Source organism: Methylibium sp. T29 (genome assembly GCF_000576205.1).
GTDB lineage: Bacteria > Pseudomonadota > Gammaproteobacteria > Burkholderiales > Burkholderiaceae_C > Methylibium > Methylibium petroleiphilum.
In genome coordinates this window covers 1-16,903 of the sequence record NZ_AZND01000068.1, presented here as the reverse complement: position 1 = coordinate 16,903, position 16,903 = coordinate 1, and the positions used below count along the sequence as shown (strand labels likewise).

General features: G+C 69.3%; 18 protein-coding genes and 6 pseudogenes. 4 read left to right on the top strand and 20 right to left on the bottom strand.

The genetic code is table 11. The annotated features are described in order from the left end of the window. Both x551_RS10485 and x551_RS24295 read right to left on the bottom strand, forming a co-directional pair. Positions 1-235 (bottom strand): annotated as a pseudogene (locus x551_RS10485) (4-hydroxythreonine-4-phosphate dehydrogenase PdxA); the annotation flags it as partial. 11 nt (positions 236-246) lie between these two features. After that, a pseudogene (locus x551_RS24295) lies at positions 247-995 on the bottom strand (Nif3-like dinuclear metal center hexameric protein). 12 nt (positions 996-1,007) lie between these two features. On the opposite strand from x551_RS24295, the pseudogene x551_RS10470 reads away from it, so the two are divergent. Next, positions 1,008-2,167, top strand: a pseudogene (locus tag x551_RS10470) (trypsin-like peptidase domain-containing protein). Here x551_RS10470 and tatC read toward each other — a convergent pair. The 18 genes and pseudogenes from tatC to x551_RS10380 form a co-directional block, all read right to left on the bottom strand. Beyond that, on the bottom strand, positions 2,164-2,952 hold the full coding sequence (gene tatC / locus x551_RS10465) for a twin-arginine translocase subunit TatC (protein ID WP_011828443.1): 789 nt from the start codon (positions 2,950-2,952) through the stop codon (positions 2,164-2,166). The pseudogene x551_RS10470 and the gene tatC overlap by 4 nt on opposite strands. A 3-nt stretch (positions 2,953-2,955) precedes the next feature. Continuing rightward, positions 2,956-3,468: a Sec-independent protein translocase protein TatB gene (gene tatB / locus x551_RS10460; RefSeq protein WP_011828442.1), complete on the bottom strand. Its 513-nt coding sequence runs from the start codon at positions 3,466-3,468 to the stop codon at positions 2,956-2,958. Between the two features lie 20 nt (positions 3,469-3,488). After that, a complete protein-coding gene (gene tatA / locus x551_RS10455) occupies positions 3,489-3,719 on the bottom strand; it encodes a Sec-independent protein translocase subunit TatA (RefSeq protein WP_011828441.1) in 231 nt (76 codons plus the stop codon). Positions 3,720-3,801: 82 nt separating this feature from the next. Next, entirely contained in the window at positions 3,802-4,152 is a 351-nt protein-coding gene (locus tag x551_RS10450; RefSeq protein ID WP_011828440.1) for a histidine triad nucleotide-binding protein, read from the bottom strand. 21 nt (positions 4,153-4,173) lie between these two features. Beyond that, positions 4,174-4,550 (bottom strand): annotated as a pseudogene (locus x551_RS10445) (hypothetical protein). Further along, entirely contained in the window at positions 4,547-4,909 is a 363-nt protein-coding gene (locus x551_RS10440; protein ID WP_011828438.1) for a phosphoribosyl-ATP diphosphatase, read from the bottom strand. Before x551_RS10440 ends, x551_RS10445 begins: the two are co-directional and overlap by 4 nt. After that, positions 4,906-5,295: a phosphoribosyl-AMP cyclohydrolase gene (gene hisI / locus x551_RS10435; RefSeq protein WP_036233294.1), complete on the bottom strand. Its 390-nt coding sequence runs from the start codon at positions 5,293-5,295 to the stop codon at positions 4,906-4,908. The genes x551_RS10440 and hisI overlap by 4 nt, the downstream gene beginning before the upstream one ends. A 149-nt stretch (positions 5,296-5,444) precedes the next feature. Next, positions 5,445-6,206, bottom strand: coding sequence for an imidazole glycerol phosphate synthase subunit HisF (gene hisF, locus x551_RS10430; protein ID WP_036248441.1), 762 nt, complete (start codon positions 6,204-6,206; stop codon positions 5,445-5,447). A 13-nt stretch (positions 6,207-6,219) separates the two neighbouring features. Further along, positions 6,220-6,966, bottom strand: a complete 747-nt coding sequence (hisA, locus tag x551_RS10425) for a 1-(5-phosphoribosyl)-5-[(5-phosphoribosylamino)methylideneamino]imidazole-4-carboxamide isomerase (protein WP_036233297.1) — start codon at positions 6,964-6,966, stop codon at positions 6,220-6,222. A 25-nt stretch (positions 6,967-6,991) separates the two neighbouring features. Continuing rightward, positions 6,992-7,645, bottom strand: a pseudogene (hisH, locus tag x551_RS10420) (imidazole glycerol phosphate synthase subunit HisH); the annotation flags it as partial. A 1-nt stretch (position 7,646) separates the two neighbouring features. Next, on the bottom strand, positions 7,647-8,246 hold the full coding sequence (gene hisB / locus x551_RS10415) for an imidazoleglycerol-phosphate dehydratase HisB (protein WP_011828433.1): 600 nt from the start codon (positions 8,244-8,246) through the stop codon (positions 7,647-7,649). Continuing rightward, entirely contained in the window at positions 8,243-9,358 is a 1,116-nt protein-coding gene (hisC, locus tag x551_RS10410) for a histidinol-phosphate transaminase (protein ID WP_036233299.1), read from the bottom strand. Before hisC ends, hisB begins: the two co-directional genes overlap by 4 nt. Beyond that, the gene (gene hisD / locus x551_RS10405) at positions 9,355-10,698 is read right to left on the bottom strand and encodes a histidinol dehydrogenase (protein ID WP_036233300.1); all 1,344 of its coding nucleotides are present in this window, start codon (positions 10,696-10,698) and stop codon (positions 9,355-9,357) included. Before hisD ends, hisC begins: the two co-directional genes overlap by 4 nt. A gap of 2 nt (positions 10,699-10,700) precedes the next feature. Then, positions 10,701-11,344: pseudogene (hisG, locus tag x551_RS10400) on the bottom strand (ATP phosphoribosyltransferase). Positions 11,345-11,420: 76 nt separating this feature from the next. Further along, on the bottom strand, positions 11,421-12,698 hold the full coding sequence (gene murA, locus x551_RS10395; RefSeq protein ID WP_036233320.1) for a UDP-N-acetylglucosamine 1-carboxyvinyltransferase: 1,278 nt from the start codon (positions 12,696-12,698) through the stop codon (positions 11,421-11,423). Between the two features lie 95 nt (positions 12,699-12,793). After that, entirely contained in the window at positions 12,794-13,072 is a 279-nt protein-coding gene (locus x551_RS10390) for a BolA family protein (RefSeq protein WP_036233303.1), read from the bottom strand. Between the two features lie 20 nt (positions 13,073-13,092). Next, on the bottom strand, positions 13,093-13,848 hold the full coding sequence (locus x551_RS10385) for an ABC transporter permease (RefSeq protein ID WP_036233306.1): 756 nt from the start codon (positions 13,846-13,848) through the stop codon (positions 13,093-13,095). A 56-nt stretch (positions 13,849-13,904) separates the two neighbouring features. Beyond that, positions 13,905-14,849: an ABC transporter ATP-binding protein gene (locus x551_RS10380; RefSeq protein WP_036233309.1), complete on the bottom strand. Its 945-nt coding sequence runs from the start codon at positions 14,847-14,849 to the stop codon at positions 13,905-13,907. Positions 14,850-14,981: 132 nt separating this feature from the next. Here x551_RS10380 and x551_RS10375 point away from each other — a divergent pair, with 132 nt between their 5' ends. Genes x551_RS10375 through x551_RS10365 form a run of 3 tightly spaced genes read left to right on the top strand, consistent with a single transcriptional unit; the run spans position 14,982 to position 16,783 of the window. Then, entirely contained in the window at positions 14,982-15,650 is a 669-nt protein-coding gene (locus tag x551_RS10375) for a TetR/AcrR family transcriptional regulator (RefSeq protein WP_036233310.1), read from the top strand. A gap of 52 nt (positions 15,651-15,702) precedes the next feature. Beyond that, the gene (locus x551_RS10370; protein WP_036233313.1) at positions 15,703-16,476 is read left to right on the top strand and encodes a hypothetical protein; all 774 of its coding nucleotides are present in this window, start codon (positions 15,703-15,705) and stop codon (positions 16,474-16,476) included. A gap of 1 nt (position 16,477) precedes the next feature. Beyond that, positions 16,478-16,783, top strand: a complete 306-nt coding sequence (locus x551_RS10365) for a DUF1330 domain-containing protein (protein ID WP_036233315.1) — start codon at positions 16,478-16,480, stop codon at positions 16,781-16,783. Positions 16,784-16,903: the final 120 nt, after the last annotated feature.

The window sequence follows — 16,903 nt, the reverse complement described above, 5'->3', positions numbered from 1 at the left end:
CCAGCACCGGCAGGCAGCGCGGCGGCACGCCGGCCACGTCGGCCGGACGCTCGATCCGGGCCACCGGCAGCAAGGCGTGGTCCGACGCCGAGACCAGGGCCGCGGCGCGCCGCAGCACCTCGACATCGCCAACCGCGAAGCCACCCGGCAGCGCATCGCGCAGGAAGGCCGACGCGATGATCTCCGGGCCGATGCCGCAGGCATCGCCCATCGTGATCGCCAGCGGCAGCTGCATGCGGGATGGGCTCACGCCGGGTTGTCGATGTCGATGAACTCGTGCTCGAGGTCGAACAGCTGCGCCACGTGGGCACCGAGCGCGGGGGCACCGAAGCGCTCGGTCGCGTGGTGGCCGCAGGCATAGAACGCCACGCCGGTCTCGCGCGCGATGTGGGCCTGCGGCTCGGAGATCTCGCCGGTCAGGTAGGCATCGGCGCCGGCCGCGATCGCCGCCTCGAAATGGCCCTGCGCACCGCCGGTGCACCAGGCCACGCGGCGGATCGGCCGGCCATCGCCCTCGACCACGGTCGGCGCGCGCCCGAGCCGGAACTGGACCAGCGCCGACAGCGCCGCGCCGGTCAGCGGCTGGGCGGCCGGCCGACGAAGCCGAGCTGCTGCTCGCCGAAGCGGCCTTCGCTGACGAACTTGAGCTTGGCCCCGAGCTGGGCGTTGTTGCCGTGCTCCGAATGGGCGTCGAGCGGCAGGTGGTAGGCGAACAGGTTGATGTCCGGGCCCAGCAAGGCCGCCACCCGCTTCTTCAGCCAGCCGTTGAGCCGGCCGTCCTGACCGCGCCAGAACAGCCCGTGGTGCACCAGCACCGCATCGGCCCCGGCCGCGGCCGCCGCCTCGATGAAAGCCAGGCTGGCGGTGACGCCGGAGACGATCTTGCGGATCTCCGGCTTGCCTTCGACCTGCAAACCGTTCGGCCCATAATCCTTGAACCGCTCGAGTTCGAGCAGCGTGGACAGGTAGTTTTCCAGCTCTTCACGGCTCGTCAATTCTTCTCTCCCATGCGCAAGACCTGGTTGATTTTCTCCCAAGCCGTGACGGTCGCCCTGGCGATGTGGTTCGTCGTGGCCACGCTCAAGCCCGAATGGGTGCAGAACCGGCCCCTGTCGACTGCGGTGGGTTCGTCGTCCAATCCGGCGCCGCAGATCACGCTGGCCCCCGCTGCGGCCGGCGGCAGCAGCTATGCCGCCGCGGCCAAGCGCGCGGCACCGGCAGTGGTGAGCGTCATCACGAGCAAGACACCGACGGCACGCGACCCGCGCGCCGCCGATCCCTGGTTCCGCTATTTCTTCGGCGACCCCGACTCGCAGGCGCAGAGCGGCGTGGGCTCGGGCGTCATCGTCTCCCCCGAAGGCTATGTGCTGACCAACAACCACGTGGTCGAGCGCATGGACGACATCGAGGTCGTGCTGTCCGACGGGCGGCGCACCAAGGCCGAGGTGATCGGCACCGACCCCGAGGCCGACCTCGCGGTGCTGCGCATCAAGCTCGACAAGCTCCCCTCGGTGAGCTTCGGCGATTCCGACGCACTGCAGGTCGGCGACGTGGTGCTGGCGATCGGCAACCCCTTCGGCGTCGGCCAGACGGTCACCTCCGGCATCGTGTCGGCGCTCGGCCGCAACCAGCTCGGCATCAACACCTTCGAGAACTTCATCCAGACCGACGCGGCCATCAACCCGGCAATTCCGGCGGGGCGCTGATCGACGCCGCCGGCAATTTGATGGGGATCAACACAGCGATCTACTCGCGCTCGGGCGGCAGCCTCGGCATCGGCTTCGCGATCCCGGTGTCCACGGCCCGCCAGGTGATGGAGGGCCTGATCCGGGACGGCCAGGTCACGCGCGGCTGGATCGGCGTGGAGCCACGCGACCTCACGCCCGAGATCGCCGAGACCTTCAACCTCAAGGTGTCGCAGGGCGTGCTGATCACCGGCGTGCTGCAGGGCGGCCCGGCCAGCGAGGGCGGCCTGCGGCCCGGCGACGTGGTCGTGAAGGTGGCTGACTCGCCGGTCGGCAACACCTCGCAGCTGCTCAACGTCGTGGCCTCCCTCAAGCCGCGCTCGAAGGCCCGGCTCGTGGTGCAACGGGGCGACAGCGAAGTGGCGCTCGACGTCGTCGTCGCGCAGCGGCCGAAGGCACCGCGGCAGCAGCGCGAACCCTAGACGGCGCCGTCCTCGGCCGCCGCATCCGGCGCCTGGGTGTGCTTGATGAACACCTTGGCGGCCCAGATCCCGATCTCGTAGAGGATGCACATCGGGATCGCGAGCGCGAGCTGCGAGATCACGTCAGGCGGCGTGACGATCGCCGCGATGATGAAGGCGACGACGATGAAGTAGGCGCGGAAGCCCTTCAGCTTCTCGATCGACACGATGCCCATGCGCGCCAGCACCACCACCACCACCGGCACCTCGAACGCCGCGCCGAAGGCGATGAACATGCTCAGCACGAAACCGAGATAGGCCTCGATGTCCGGCGCCGCGGTGATGCTCTTCGGCGCAAAGCTCTGGATGAACTTGAACACCTGCCCGAACACGAAGAAGTAGCAGAACGCCACGCCCAGCAGGAACAGCAGCGTGCTCGACACCACCAGCGGCATCACCAGCTTCTTCTCGTGCGTGTAGAGACCGGGCGCGACGAAGGCCCACACCTGGTACAGCACTACCGGCAGCGCGAGCATGAAGGCCGCCATCAGCGTGATCTTCAGCGGCACCAGGAACGGCGAGATCACGTTGGTCGCGATCAGCGTCGTGCCGGCCGGCAGGTGCGCCACCAGCGGCGCGGCCAGCAGGTCGTAGAGCGCCGACGGGCCGGGCCAGAGCGCCAGAGCACCGAAGCAGACAACGATCGCCAGCACCGCGCGGATCAGCCGGTCGCGCAGTTCGATCAGGTGCGCGACGAAAGGCTGCTCGCTGCCTTCGAGCTCGTCGCGGGAGTCGGGGGCGCCCACGGGCTACAGCGGGCGCGGCGGCCTGAAGCGCGCCACACGGGCGGCACCGGACTGGGCCTTGGCCCGCACGCCGTGCCGCTGCTTGTACCACTGAGGCATGGCGCCGCGCTTGAGCCGCCAGTTCTTGCGCGGGTGCGTGTAGGCCGGCGGCGGCTCGCTCAGCGGCTCACCAGCGTGATAGCTGTCGGCCGCCGCGCTGCCGCTGCTGCCTCCGTTGCCGTCGGATGACGACAACGACTCCCAGGCCTGGTTCATCTCGCTGCTCGTCCTGTTCACTTCGCTGGACACCGATTGCTCGACGTTGCGCGCAGCGTCCTCGAAGTCGGTCTTCATCTTCTTGAGCTCTTCGAGCTCGATGGAGCGATTGACCTCGGCCTTGACGTCGGCCACGTATCGCTGGGCCTTGCCCATCAGGTGGCCGACGGTGCGCGCGACCTTCGGCAGACGTTCGGGACCGATCACGATCAGCGCCACCGCGCCGATCAGTGCGATCTTGTCGAAGCCGAAGTCGATCATGCGTGCGCCGCTCCGACCACTCAGGACTTCTGCTTCGCCTCGACGTCGACGGTGTTCGCGTCGGCGCTCTTGTTCGCGGTGACCTGCTGCGCCGGATCGGCCGGCGCGGTCGAGCCGTCACGCACGCCGTCCTTGAAGCCCTTCACGGCACCGCCGAGGTCGCTGCCGATGTTCTTGAGCTTCTTCGTGCCGAACACCAGCACGACGATCAACAGCACGATCAACCAGTGCCAAATGCTGAAGGAACCCATGTCGTTCTCCTGAAGACCCGGTAAGGGCAGCCGCAGATTTTAGGCCAGCCCCGCATGACAGACCCGCAAAGCGGGCCGAGGTTCACCCCTTGGCCCAGGGGCGGGGGCCGCCGATCACGTGCATGTGCAGGTGGTAGACCTCCTGCATGCCGTCCTTGCCGGTGTTGATCAGGGTGCGGAAGCCGTTGTCGACGCCCAGTTCACGCATCAGCCGCGGGGCCAGCGCCAGCATGCGCCCCATCAGCTCCTGGTCACCGGGGCCGATGTCGGCGAGCGTCGCGATGTGGCGCTTTGGGATCACCAGCACATGCACCGGCGCCCAGGGGTTGATGTCGTGGAAGGACAGCAGGTGCTCGTCCTCGTAGGCCTTGCGGGACGGGATCTGCCCGGCAATGATCTTGCAGAAGATGCAGTTCGGATCGTGGTCGCTCATGGGGGACGGCGCAGAAAGTGGTCAGGACGGCATCGGCTGGTTGCCGTTGAGATTCAGCCAGCCGCGCACGATGCGGTAGAGGAACCAGATGGAGATCAGCCCCAGGCGATCCAGCCCGGGATGAAGAACAGCAGCCACAGCCAGGAGGTGACGATGTACAGGCCCCCGGCCCACAGCACGGACCGGATGCGCCAGCTGAAGTGCGAGGCCTGCCAGGTGCCCGCGGCCTCGTCCTTCTTCACCACGTCGATGATGAAGGCCACGATCAGCAGCGCCACGCTGGCCTGCACGCCGGGCAGCACCGCACCGACCGCGACGATCAGGTGCAACAGGTAGCTGACGGTACCGACCGTCTTTAGGGAGCGCTCGCGCTCGTCGCTGTCGATCACCGTGCTCATGGGCCGCTCTCCTTCGTGGATTCGGCCTCGCGGCCCCTGACCTTGCGCAATGCGAACTCCTCGAGACCCGACTGGCCCTCGCGGCGCTCGAGCTCGGCCAACACCTGGGCCGGCGTGAGGCCGAAATGCGCCAGCGCCACCATGGCGTGGAACCACAGGTCTGCCGCCTCGGCGACGATCTTCGGGCGGTCGCCGTCCTTGGCCGCCATCACGAACTCGGTCGCTTCCTCGCCCACCTTCTTGAGGATCGCATCGGTGCCCTTGTGGAACAGCCGCGCGACGTAGCTCGCCTCGGGGTCGCCGCCGCGGCGCGATTCGATCACGGCCGCCAGACGGGCCAGGGTGTCGTCGCCGCTCATCTGTAGATGTGCTCCGGGTCCTTCAGCACCGGCTCGACCGCGTGCCAGGCGCCGCTCTCATACCGTTGATAGAAGCAGCTGTGGCGTCCGGTGTGGCAGGCGATCGAGGGCGCGTGGCCGAGCTGTTCGACCTTCAGCAGCAGCACGTCGTTGTCGCAGTCCAGCCGCATGTCGCGCACCTTCTGGATGTGGCCCGACTCCTCGCCCTTGTGCCACAGCCTGCCGCGCGAGCGGCTCCAGTACACCGCCTCGCCCAGTTCGGCCGTGCGCGCCAACGCCTCGCGGTTCATCCACGCGAACATCAGCACGTCGCCGGTGGCGGCTTCCTGCGCGATCACCGGCAGCAGGCCGTCGCGGTCCCAGCGAATGTCATCGAGCCAAGTCATGCGCAGCAGTTTAGCGACTCGCGATAGCTGCCGTCGCTCTGTGGCATCGGCCCGCGCTGGAGAAACCCAGTGGACGCCGCGGGTCCGGCTCCGCCGGCCCGCCGGCGTCGCCCCCTTGAGGGGAGCGGCGCAGCCGCAACGGGGGTGGATTACGTCCTGACGGGGATGCCGTGCTCGGCCATCAAGGCCTTGGCCTGGCCGACGGTGAACGTGCCGTAGTGGAAGATGCTGGCGGCCAGCACCGCATCGGCGCCACCGATCTGGATGCCCTCGGCGAGGTGCTCCAGCGCGCCGACGCCGCCCGAGGCGATCACCGGCACCGGCACCGCGTCGCTGACCGCGCGCGTCAGCGGCAGGTTGAAGCCGATCTGCGTGCCGTCGCGGTCCATGCTGGTCAGCAGGATCTCGCCGGCGCCGAACTCGGCCATCTGCTGCGCCCAGGCCACTGCATCGAGGCCGGTGTTCTTGCGCCCGCCGTGCGTGTAGACCTCCCAGCCCTCGCCGCCCACCCTGGCCTTGGCATCGATGGCGACCACGATGCACTGCGCGCCGTACTTGTCGGAGGCGTCACGGATCAGCTGCGGGTTCGCGACCGCCGCCGAGTTGAAGCTCACCTTGTCGGCCCCGGCATTGAGCAGGCGGCGCACGTCCTCGACGCTCCGCACGCCGCCGCCGACGGTGAGCGGGATGAAGACCTGCGAGGCCACCGCCTCGATGATGGGCAGGATGAGGTCGCGCCCGTCGCTGGTGGCGGTGATGTCGAGGAAGGTCAGTTCGTCGGCGCCCTGCTCGTTGTAGCGCGCGGCGATCTCCACCGGGTCGCCGGCATCACGCAACTCGACGAAGTTGACGCCCTTGACGACGCGGCCGCCGGTGACGTCGAGGCAGGGGATGATGCGCTTGGCGAGCATGCGGGGGCGCCGCTCAGGCGTCGCCGTTCAGCGCGTCGGCCCGCGCCTGCGCCGCGGCGAAGTCGAGGTCGCCGGTGTAGATCGCCCGACCGCAGATCACACCCTCGATGCCCTCGCCTTCGACGGCGCACAGGCGCTCGATGTCGGCGATGTCGCTGAGGCCGCCCGAGGCGATCACCGGGATGGTGAGCGCCTGCGCCAGCTTGACGGTGGCGTCGATGTTGATGCCGCTCAGCATGCCGTCGCGGCCGATGTCGGTGTAGATCACGCCCTCGACGCCGTAGTCCTCGAACTTCTTCGCCAGGTCCACCACCTCGTGGCCGGTCAGCTTGCTCCAGCCGTCGGTCGCGACCTTGCCGTCCTTGGCATCGAGCCCCACGATGATGTGGCCGCCGAAGGCCGTGCAGGCGTCGCGCAGGAAGCCCGGGTTCTTGACCGCGGCGGTGCCGATGATCACGTAGGACAGACCGTCGTCGAGGTAACGCTCGATGGTGTCGAGGTCACGGATGCCGCCGCCCAGTTGCACCGGGATCTCGTCGCCCACTTCCTTCAGGATGGCCTTGATCGCCGGCTCGTTGACCGGCTTGCCGGCGAAGGCGCCGTTCAGGTCGACCAGGTGCAGGCGGCGCGCCCCGGCGTCGAGCCAGCGCCGGGCCATCGCGGCGGGGTCCTCACCGAAGGTGGTGGACACATTCATGTCGCCTTGCTTCAGGCGCACGCAGCGGCCGTCTTTCAGGTCGATGGCAGGGATCAGCAACATGGCTGTCAGGGGGGTGGGGGGTCAGGGGGCACCAGCCGAGGAAGTTGCGGTACAGGGCCAGGCCGTGAGCAGCGCTCTTCTCGGGGTGGAACTGGGTGGCAAAAATATTATCGCGTGCCACCGCACTGGTAAAGCGCGCGCCATAGTCGGTTTCACCAACGCTGTGCGCCGGATCGGCCGGCTGCGCATAGAAGCTGTGCACGAAATAGAACCAGCTGGCATCGGGCACGCTGGCCCACACCGGGTGCGGACGCGCCTGCAGCACCTGGTTCCAGCCCATCTGCGGCACCTTGTAGCGGCTGCCGTCGGGCTGGAGTCGGCCTTCGAGCTGGAAGCGCCGCACCCGGCCCGGGATCAGGCCCAGGCCGGGCGTGTCCTGTTCCTCGCTGTGGTCGAGCAGCATCTGCATGCCGACGCACACGCCCATCAGCGGCTTGTCGGCAGCGGCCTCGAGCACGGCGGCCCGCAGGGCGCCCCCGTGCGCCTCTCGCAGCTCGCGCATGCAGTCGCGCATCGCGCCCTGGCCGGGCAGCACCACGCGTTCGGCGGCGCGCACCACCTCGGGCTCGGCCGTCACCACCACCTCGAAGCCGGTCCCGGCGGCCGCGTGCAGCACGGCCTGCGACACCGAGCGGAGGTTGCCCATGCCGTAGTCGATGACCGCCACGCGACGGCTCATGTCAGAGGCTGCCCTTGGTGGAAGGGATGACGCCGGCCATGCGCGGGTCGCGCTCCAGCGCCATGCGCAGCGCTCGGGCGAAGGCCTTGAAGACCGTCTCGCACTGGTGGTGGGCGTTGTCGCCGTGCAGGTTGTCGATGTGCAGCGTGACGCCGGCATGGTTCACGAAACCCTGGAAGAACTCGTAGACCAGCTGGGTGTCGAGCGCGCCGATCATGCCGGCCTTGAACGGCACGCGCATGTGCAGCCCGGGCCGGCCGGAGAAGTCGACCACCACACGGCTCAGCGCCTCGTCGAGCGGCACGTAGGCATGGCCGTAGCGGCGCAGCCCCTTCTTGTCGCCGACCGCCTTGGCGAAGGCCTGGCCGAGCGTGATGCCGACGTCCTCGACGGTGTGGTGACCGTCGATATGCAGATCGCCGTCGGCCTCGATCTCCAGGTCGACCAGCCCGTGGCGCGCCAGCTGGTCGAGCATGTGGTCGAAGAAGCCGATGCCGGTGGCGAGCCTGGCCACGCCCGTGCCGTCGAGGTCGACGCGCACGCGGATCTTCGTTTCGGCGGTGTCGCGCCGGACTTCGGCAACTCGGTTCGGTTCGGTCATGACAGGATGCCTTTCAGGGCCGCGATCATCTGGTCGTTCTCTTCGGGCAGGCCAACGGTGAGGCGCAGGCAGTTTGCCAGCAGCGGGTGCAGGCCGGACACGTTCTTCACCAGCACGCCGCGCGCCTTCAGGCCCTCGAACGCGGCCTTCGCGTCGGGCACCCGCACCAGCACCATGTTGGCCTCGCTCGGGAACGGCGTGGCGCCCGGCATCGCGCGCAGCGCGTCCAGCAGCCGCGCGCGCTCGGCGCGCAGCACGGCGGCCTGGCGCGCGAACTCGTCCTCGTGCTCCAGCGCGAACAGCGCCGCCTCGCAGTTCAGCACGCTCACGTTGTAGGGCGGGCGCACCTTGTCGATCTCGGCCACCAGCGCGGCCGGACCCATCAGGTAGCCCAACCGCACACCGGCCAGGCCGAACTTGCTGAGCGTGCGCATCAGCAGCACGTGGTCGTGGTGCGCCAGCCGGTCGATGTAGCTGCGGCTCGCGAAGGGCTGGTAGGCCTCGTCGATCACCACCAGGCCGCCGTGCTCGCGCACCGTGTCGACGACGCGCTCGATCACCGCGTCGTCCCACAGGTTGGCGGTCGGGTTGTTCGGGTAGGCCAGGTAGGTGAGGGCCGGCCGGTGCTCGCGCACCGCGGCCAGCATCGCCGCGGCGTCGAGCTCGAAGTCGGCGGTCAGCGGCACGCCGACGAAGCGCAGCCCCTGCAGCCGGGCCGACATCTCGTACATCACGAAGCCCGGCAGCGGCGCCAGCACGGTCGCGCCTGGCACATCGCAGGCCATGCTGAGCAACGAGATCAGCTCGTCGGAGCCATTGCCCAGCATCAGCGCGCAACCGGGCGGCAGGCCAGCGTGGCGGGCCAGCGCCGCGCGCAGCTCGTCGGTGCGCGTGCCGGGATAGCGGTTGATCGCCAGCGCGCCGAGCCGGCGGCCCAGCTCGGCCTGCAACGCGGCGGGCAGGCGGTGCGGGTTCTCCATCGCGTCGAGCTTCACGAAGCCGTCCGACGGCTGGATCGCGTAGGCGTGCATGTTCTGCACGTCCTGGCGGACGAAGCGCGCGAGGCGGGGCGCGAGCGGGGGGCCGCCGTTGTTGCTGTTGCTGCTGCTCATCGTGCCGCTCCCGGCTTCTTCGCCAGCCGCATCTCGGCCGCCTGCGCGTGCGCCTGCAGGCCCTCGCCGTAGGCCAGCTCGGCGGCGATCACGCCCAGCGTCTGCGCGCCCTGCTCGCTGACCTCGATCAGGCTGCTGCGCTTCTGGAAGTCGTAGACGCCCAGCGGCGAACTGAAGCGCGCGGTGCCCGAGGTCGGCAGCACGTGGTTCGGCCCGGCACAGTAGTCGCCCAGCGATTCGCTGGTGTAGGCACCGAGGAAGATCGCGCCGGCGTGGCGCAGCAGCGGCTCCCAGCGGTGCGGCTCGTTCGAGCTCACTTCCAGGTGCTCGGGCGCGATGCGGTTGCTGATCTCGCAGGCCTCGTCCATCGAGCGGGTGTGGATCAACGCGCCGCGCCCTTCCAGCGAAGCGCGGATGATGGCAGCGCGCGGCATGCCGGGCAGCAGCCGGTCGATCTCTGTCTGAACTGCGTCGAGATAGGCCGCATCGGGGCACAGCAGGATGCTCTGCGCCAGCTCGTCGTGCTCGGCCTGGCTGAACAGATCCATCGCCACCCAGTCGGCCGGCGTGCTGCCGTCGGCCAGCACCAGGATCTCGCTGGGCCCGGCGATCATGTCGATGCCCACCGTGCCGAACACGCGCTTCTTCGCGCTCGCCACATAGGCGTTGCCGGGGCCGGTGATCTTGTCGACCTGCGGCACCGTGGCCGTGCCATAGGCCAGCGCAGCCACCGCCTGCGCACCACCGATCGTGAAGGCGCGCGTCACGCCCGCCACGTGCGCGGCGGCCAGCACCAGGGTGTTGCGCTCGCCCTTCGGCGTGGGCACCACCATCACGATCTCGGGCACGCCGGCCACATGGGCCGGCACCGCATTCATCAGCAGGCTGGACGGATAGGCCGCCTTGCCACCCGGCACGTAGATGCCCACGCGGTCCAGCGGCGTGACCTTCTGGCCCAGCAGCGTGCCGTCCTCGTCGCGGTAGCTCCAGCTGCGGCCGCAGGCGTCGAGCTGGCGCTCGTGGTAGCTGCGGATGCGGCGCGTGGCCTGCTGCAGCGCGTCGCGCTGCGCCGGCGTGATGGCCGCGAAGGCGGCGGCGAAATCGGCCTGCGTCAGCTCGAGCTCGCTCATCGAGCCGACCGGCAGTGCGTCGAAGCGCGCGGTGTACTCCAGGACCGCGGCGTCGCCGCGCTGCCGCACGTCGGCCAGGATCTCCGCCACACGGCCCTCGATCGCGTCGTCGGTCTCCGCCGACCAGTGCTGCACGGCCCGGAATGCCGCCTCGAAATCGGGCTGCGTGGTGGCCAGGCGGCGCAGGTTCACGCGGGCGGGGGCGCTCATGTTCACTCCTGGGGGATGGCTGCTGCGAAGACGTCGATCAGCGGACGGATCGCCTCGCGCTTGAGCTTCAGCGCGGCCTGGTTCACCACCAGCCGCGACGAGATGTCCATGATCCGCTCGACCTCGAGCAGGTGGTTGGCCTTGAGCGTGCTGCCGGTCGACACCAGGTCGACGATGGCATCGGCCAGGCCGGTCAGCGGCGCCAGCTCCATCGAGCCGTAGAGCTTGATCAGGTCGACGTGCACGCCCTTGTCGGCGAAGTGGTCGCGCGCGACGCTCACGTACTTCGTGGCGACGCGGATGCGCGAGCCCTGCTTCACCGCCGCCGCGTAGTCGAAGTCGGCCCGCACCGCCACGCTCATGCGGCACTTGGCGATGCGCAGGTCCAGCGGCTGGTACAGGCCCTGACCGCCATGCTCCAGCAGCACGTCGAGCCCGACCACGCCGAGGTCGGCACCGCCATGCTGCACGTAGGTGGCACGTCGGTGGCGCGCACCAGCACCACGCGCACGTCGGGCCGGTTGGTCGGCAGGATGAGCTTGCGCGAGGTCTCGGGGTCCTCGGTGACCTCGATGCCTGCCGCCTTCAGCAGCGGCAGCGTCTCTTCGAAGATGCGGCCCTTCGACAGCGCGAGCGTGATGCTCATGGGGCCTCCCGCCGGGCCGCCCGGATGGAGGCCTCGCGCCCTCGGGGCGAAGCGAACGAAGTGCGCGTGAGGACTGTCATTTCACTCTTTCGATGTCCGCGCCCAGGGCGCGCAGCTTCGTTTCCATCTGGTCGTAGCCGCGGTCCAGGTGGTAGATGCGGTCGACCAGGGTCTCGCCGCTGGCCACCAGGCCGGCGATCACCAGGCTGGCCGAGGCGCGCAGGTCGGTCGCCATCACCGTGGCGCCCGACAGCTGCGGCACGCCGGTGACGATGGCCGTGTGGCCGTCGACCTCGATCTTCGCGCCCAGGCGCACCAGTTCATCGACGTGCATGAAGCGGTTCTCGAAGATGGTCTCGGTGACGCGCGCGGTGCCCTCGGCGATGCAGTCGAGCGCCATGAACTGCGCCTGCATGTCGGTCGGGAAGGCCGGGTACTCGCTGGTGCGGAAGCCCACCGCCTTCAGCTTGCCGTCGGAGGCCACGCGGATCCAGTCGCTGCCGGCCTCGACGCGGACGCCGGCCTCGCGCAGCTTGTCGATCACCGCGTCCAGGTGGTCGGCGCGCGCGTGCTTCAGCAGCACCTCGCCGCCGGCCGCGGCCACCGCGCACAGGAAGGTGCCGGCCTCGATGCGGTCGGGCACCACGCGGTGCCCGCCGCGCGGCGCGTGCAGTTGCGCGACGCCCTGGATGCGGATCTTGCTGCTGCCGTGGCCCTCGATCTTCGCGCCCATCGCGATCAGCATCTCGGCCAGGTCGGGGATCTCGGGCTCCTGCGCGGCGTTCTCGAGCACGGTCTCGCCGTCGGCCAGCGTCGCGGCCATCAGCAGGTTCTCCGTGCCGGTGACGGTCACCATGTCCGTCGTGATGCGCGCGCCGCGCAGCCCGCCCGAGGCCTTGGGCGCCTTCGCGATGATGTAGCCGTGCTCGACGCTGATCTGCGCGCCCATCGCCTGCAGGCCCTTGATGTGCTGGTCGACCGGCCGCGAGCCGATCGCACAACCGCCCGGCAGCGACACCGTGGCCTCGCCGAAGCGCGCCAGCAGCGGTCCCAGCACCAGGATCGACGCCCGCATGGTCTTCACCAGGTCGTAGGGGGCCTCGGGGCTGCTGACCGGGCCGGCGTCGATGGTCACTTCGTCGGGGCGGCTCTCGCTGCGCTCGGCGACGGCGCCCATGTTGCGCAGCAGCTTCAGCGTGGTCGACACGTCCTGCAGGCGCGGCACGTTCGAGAAGCGCACCGGCTCGGCGGTCAGCAGCGCAGCGCACAGCTCCGGCAGCGCCGCGTTCTTGGCGCCCGAGATCGCGACCTCGCCGTGGAGACGGCGGCCGCCGCGAATGATGAGTTTGTCCATGGTGCGGTGCTCGTCACCGCCCTGCATCACGCGCTTGCACGGACCGCCCTCGCCACGAGGGAGCGCACAAGCCGCGCCACAGGGCGGCTTGTGGATCAGTGGTGGTGGGCAGCGGCAGCGCGGGGCTCGGAGCCCTGCACCGCGAATTCGGCCGGCGTCAGCGTCTTCATCGACAGCGCGTGGATTTGTTCGCGCATTCTATCGCCGAGCGCTGCGTAGACCCGTTGGTGACGGCGGACGCGGCTCAGGCCGTCGAACTCGGCCGACACGATGGTGGCGAAGAAGTGGCGGCCGTCGCCCTCCACCTGCAGATGCTCGCAGGCGAGCCCTTGCGCGATGTAGCGCTGCACGTCGTCTGCGGTGGGGTCGGCCATGACACCAGTGTATCGGGCGTTCAGGAGCGCAGCTTGTAGCCGGTCTTCAGCAGCCGCAGCGCCACCGCCGAGACGGCCGCCAAGCTGGCGGCGACCACCCCCAGGCTGACCCACGGGCTCACGTCGCTGATGCCGAAGAAGCCGGCCCGGAATCCGTCGATCATGTAGAAGAAGGGATTGAGATGGCTCACCGCCTGCCAGAACGGCGGGAGCGAGTCGATCGAATAGAACACGCCCGACAGAAAGGTCATCGGCATCACGATGAAGTTCTGGAACGCCGCGATCTGGTCGAACTTCTCGGCCCACAGGCCGGCCACCAGGCCCAGCGCGCCCATCATCGCCGCCCCCAGCACGGCGAACACCAGAGTCCACCACGGCGCGGCCAGGCCGGGCGGCGCGAACCACACGGTGACCAACAGCACCCCGGCGCCCACCACCAGGCCGCGCACCACCGACGCGCCCGCATAGGCCGCGAACCACGCCCAGTGCGACAACGGCGTCACCAGCAGGAAAACGAGGTTGCCGGTCACCTTGCTCTGGATCAGCGACGAGCTGCTGTTGGCGAAGGCGTTCTGCAGCACGCTCATCATCACCAGCCCGGGGATCAGGAAACTGGTGTAGCCGACGCTGCCGTAGACCTTCACATGGGCTTCGAGCGCATGGCCGAAGATCAGCAGGTAGAGCACGGCAGTCAGCACCGGCGCCGCCACGGTCTGGAAGCTGACCTTCCAGAACCGCAGCACCTCCTTGTACAGCAGCGTGCGCGCGCCGGTCATGACTGCCCCTCGTCCGACGAGTACGTCGGCCGATCCCCCGTGGGGATGCGGGCCGGTCATACCGCCACCTTCTGCGGTTCGCCCTGCATGATCTCGAGGAACACGTCCTCCAGGTCGGCGCGGCCGATCTCCAGCTCCTCGACCCGGACCTGGGCGCTGCGCAGCAGCGCGAGCAGCGTCTCCACCTCGGCGGCGTCGTGTGCGGTGAGCTGCACGATGCGGCCGGTCACGCGCGCCTGGGCCGCCACCGCCGGCGGCAGCGCCTGGTCGGTCTTGAAGCGCAGCATGGTGCTCGCGGTGCCGGCCAGCAGGTTGGCGGTGCGATCCAGCGCCACCACGCGGCCCTGCTTGAGCATCGCGATGCGGCCGCACAGCGCCTCGGCCTCTTCCAGGTAGTGCGTGGTCAGCAGCACGGTGTGGCCCTCGCGGTTGAGCCGCGCGATGAACTGCCACAGCGTCTGGCGCAGCTCCACGTCGACCCCGGCGGTCGGCTCGTCGAGCACGATCACCGGCGGTCGGTGCACCAGCGCCTGCGCCACCAGCACGCGGCGCTTCATGCCACCCGACAGCTGGCGCATGTTGGCGTCGGCCTTGTCGGCCAGCCCCAGGTGGTGCAGCAGCTCGTCGATCCAAGCATCGTTGGCCCGGCGGTCGACGCGCACACCGAAATAGCCGCTCTGGATGCGCAGCGTCTCGCGCACCGAGAAGAAGGGGTCGAACACCAGCTCCTGCGGCACGATGCCGAGCGCGCGGCGCGCGGCCGCGTAGTCGTCCACCACATCGTGGCCCTGCACGGTGACGCGCCCGCGGGTCGCGCGGCTCAGGCCGGCCAGGATGCTGATCAGCGTGGTCTTGCCGGCGCCGTTGGGGCCGAGCAGGCCGAAGAAGTCGCCCGGCTCGATGTCGAAACTCACGTCCTGCAGGGCATGCAGGTCGCCGCGCTGGCTGCCGCGCGGGGCGGGGTAGGTCTTGGAAACGGAGTCGAAACGAACGGCCGGCATGGAGGTCTCGGGGGACAGCCGGGGATTGTAGGCAGGCCCCGCCATCGGTGCTGGCCGCCTTGGTGGCGCGTGATCTTGATGCTAGATTGACCGGAAACCAGCCTGCTCGCCCCCCGGCGAGTCGACCGCGCCATGAGCCCACGGGTCCCGAAGAAAGCACCGCGCCGCACGGCCGAGCGCATCCTGGAGGTGACGCTGGAACTGTTCAACCGCTTCGGCGAACCCAATGTCAGCACCACGCTGATCTCGGCCGAGCTCAGCATCAGCCCCGGCAACCTCTACTACCACTACCCGGCCAAGGACGAGCTGATCAACAGCCTGTTCGACCGCTACGAGGCCGCCCTCACCGATCTGCTGCGGGCGGCCGACAACGTGCGCAACGTCGAGGACGCCTGGCTGTTCTTCCACATGCTGTTCGAGCTGATCTGGCAGTACCGCTTCCTGTACCGCGACCTGAACGACCTGCTCAGCAAGAACCGTCGCCTGGAGACCCATTTCCAGTTCGTGCTGAAGAACAAGCAGTTGGCCGTCAAGGCGGTGCTCGACGGCCTGAGCCGCGCGCAGGCGATGCGCATCGACGCGCGCGAGGCCGAGCCGGTGGCCACCTCGATGGTGGTGGTGCTGACCTACTGGCTCAGCTACGAGTACGTGCGCGACCCGCGCAAGGCGCTGGAACCCGAGAGCGCCGGCGCGGCGCTGCTGCGCGGCGCCCGCCACGTGCTCAGCCTGTTGATGCCCTACCTCGACCCCGGCCAGCGCGAGCACCTGCTGATGCTGGCCGGCAGCTACCAGCGCGACTGAGCGACACCGGACCGACGACCGAGAACCGAGAACGACGCAGGAGACCCGCACCATGGCCAAGTGGACCGCCTTCCCCTATGACAACGCCGCCTACGTGCACGACGCCCCGGCGCTGAAGAAGCACTGGGCCCGGCTGCATGCCGGCGACGCCGAACCCTGGCCCAAGGACGCTGCCGTGCAGGAGGCCTGGGCGCTGTTCCACGCAGGAGAGTTCAGGAAGGCGGTCGACGCCGGGTTGAAGGCTGGTGGCGCCGGCCTCACCGCGGCCAACAAGGCCCAGGCGATCTACGCCAACTACCTCGAGAAGAGCGAGAAGGTGAAGCTCGACCTGTTCCTCGAGCTCGCCCAGCGCGCCGAAGCCCAGGCCGCCGCCGAGCCGAAGAACGCCAACGCGCACTACCTGATGGCCTATGCGGTGGGCCGCTACGGCCAAGGCATCAGCGTCGCGAAGGCGCTCGCCCAGGGACTGGGCAGCAAGGTGAAGAATGCGCTGGAGACCACCATCAAGCTGGCACCGAAGCACGCCGATGCGCACATCGCGCTCGGCGCCTTCCATGCCGAGGTGATCGACAAGGTCGGCAAGCTGCTCGGCAAGACCCAGGGCGCCGATGCCGCGACCGGGCTGAAGATGTTCCAGACCGCGCTGAAGCTCAACCCCGGCAGCGCGATCGCGATGGTGGAATACGCCAACGGGCTGGTCATGCTGGAGGGCGACAAGCGCATGAAGGAGGCCGAGCAGCTCTACGCGCAGGCCGCCGCGTGCACGCCGGCCGACGCGATGGAGCGGCTGGACGTGGAGATGGCGAAGGCCGAGCTGGAAGACTGACTTGAGCACCACGCCACCTGCCGCCGCCGCGTACGTGATCGGCCACATCGTCATCAAGGACCCCGACACCTGGGTGGCCTACCGGAACCAGGTGCCCGCGACGCTGATTCCCTGGCAGGGCGAGATCCTGGTGCGTGGTCAGCGCGCGGTCGAGCTGAGCGGCCGCTCGCCGTTCACCGACACCGTCGTCATCCGCTTTCCGGACACGGCTGCGGTCGAGGGCTGGTACCGCTCGCCGGCCTACCAGGCGCTGATCCCGCTGCGCGAACGGGCGGCCGAAGTGGTGCTGGTGGGCTACGCGATGTAGTCGTCCCGGGCGAGACAGCGCCCGCTCGGCCCCGGCTCTCTGCTCTCCCTACTGCGCCGCGCGGCGCAGCGTCTCGACGACCGGCCGCGTCAGCACCTCGCGCAGCCCCCACCAGCCGGC

Excerpts from the sequence above, each read along its gene's own strand:
- hisA (WP_036233297.1), bottom strand. The coding sequence starts at position 6,966 with ATGTTGCTGATCCCTGCCATCGACCTGAAAGACGGCCGCTGCGTGCGC.
- hisC (WP_036233299.1), bottom strand. The coding sequence starts at position 9,358 with ATGAGCAGCAGCAACAGCAACAACGGCGGCCCCCCGCTCGCGCCCCGC.
- x551_RS10390 (WP_036233303.1), bottom strand. The coding sequence starts at position 13,072 with ATGGCCGACCCCACCGCAGACGACGTGCAGCGCTACATCGCGCAAGGG.
- tatB (WP_011828442.1), bottom strand. The coding sequence starts at position 3,468 with ATGATCGACTTCGGCTTCGACAAGATCGCACTGATCGGCGCGGTGGCG.
- tatA (WP_011828441.1), bottom strand. The coding sequence starts at position 3,719 with ATGGGTTCCTTCAGCATTTGGCACTGGTTGATCGTGCTGTTGATCGTC.
- x551_RS10380 (WP_036233309.1), bottom strand. The coding sequence starts at position 14,849 with ATGCCGGCCGTTCGTTTCGACTCCGTTTCCAAGACCTACCCCGCCCCG.
- x551_RS10375 (WP_036233310.1), top strand. The coding sequence starts at position 14,982 with ATGAGCCCACGGGTCCCGAAGAAAGCACCGCGCCGCACGGCCGAGCGC.
- x551_RS10450 (WP_011828440.1), bottom strand. The coding sequence starts at position 4,152 with ATGAGCGACCACGATCCGAACTGCATCTTCTGCAAGATCATTGCCGGG.
- x551_RS10385 (WP_036233306.1), bottom strand. The coding sequence starts at position 13,848 with ATGACCGGCGCGCGCACGCTGCTGTACAAGGAGGTGCTGCGGTTCTGG.
- hisF (WP_036248441.1), bottom strand. The coding sequence starts at position 6,206 with ATGCTCGCCAAGCGCATCATCCCCTGCCTCGACGTCACCGGCGGCCGC.
- x551_RS10370 (WP_036233313.1), top strand. The coding sequence starts at position 15,703 with ATGGCCAAGTGGACCGCCTTCCCCTATGACAACGCCGCCTACGTGCAC.
- hisB (WP_011828433.1), bottom strand. The coding sequence starts at position 8,246 with ATGACCGAACCGAACCGAGTTGCCGAAGTCCGGCGCGACACCGCCGAA.
- x551_RS10440 (WP_011828438.1), bottom strand. The coding sequence starts at position 4,909 with ATGAGCGGCGACGACACCCTGGCCCGTCTGGCGGCCGTGATCGAATCG.
- murA (WP_036233320.1), bottom strand. The coding sequence starts at position 12,698 with ATGGACAAACTCATCATTCGCGGCGGCCGCCGTCTCCACGGCGAGGTC.
- hisD (WP_036233300.1), bottom strand. The coding sequence starts at position 10,698 with ATGAGCGCCCCCGCCCGCGTGAACCTGCGCCGCCTGGCCACCACGCAG.
- hisI (WP_036233294.1), bottom strand. The coding sequence starts at position 5,295 with ATGACTTGGCTCGATGACATTCGCTGGGACCGCGACGGCCTGCTGCCG.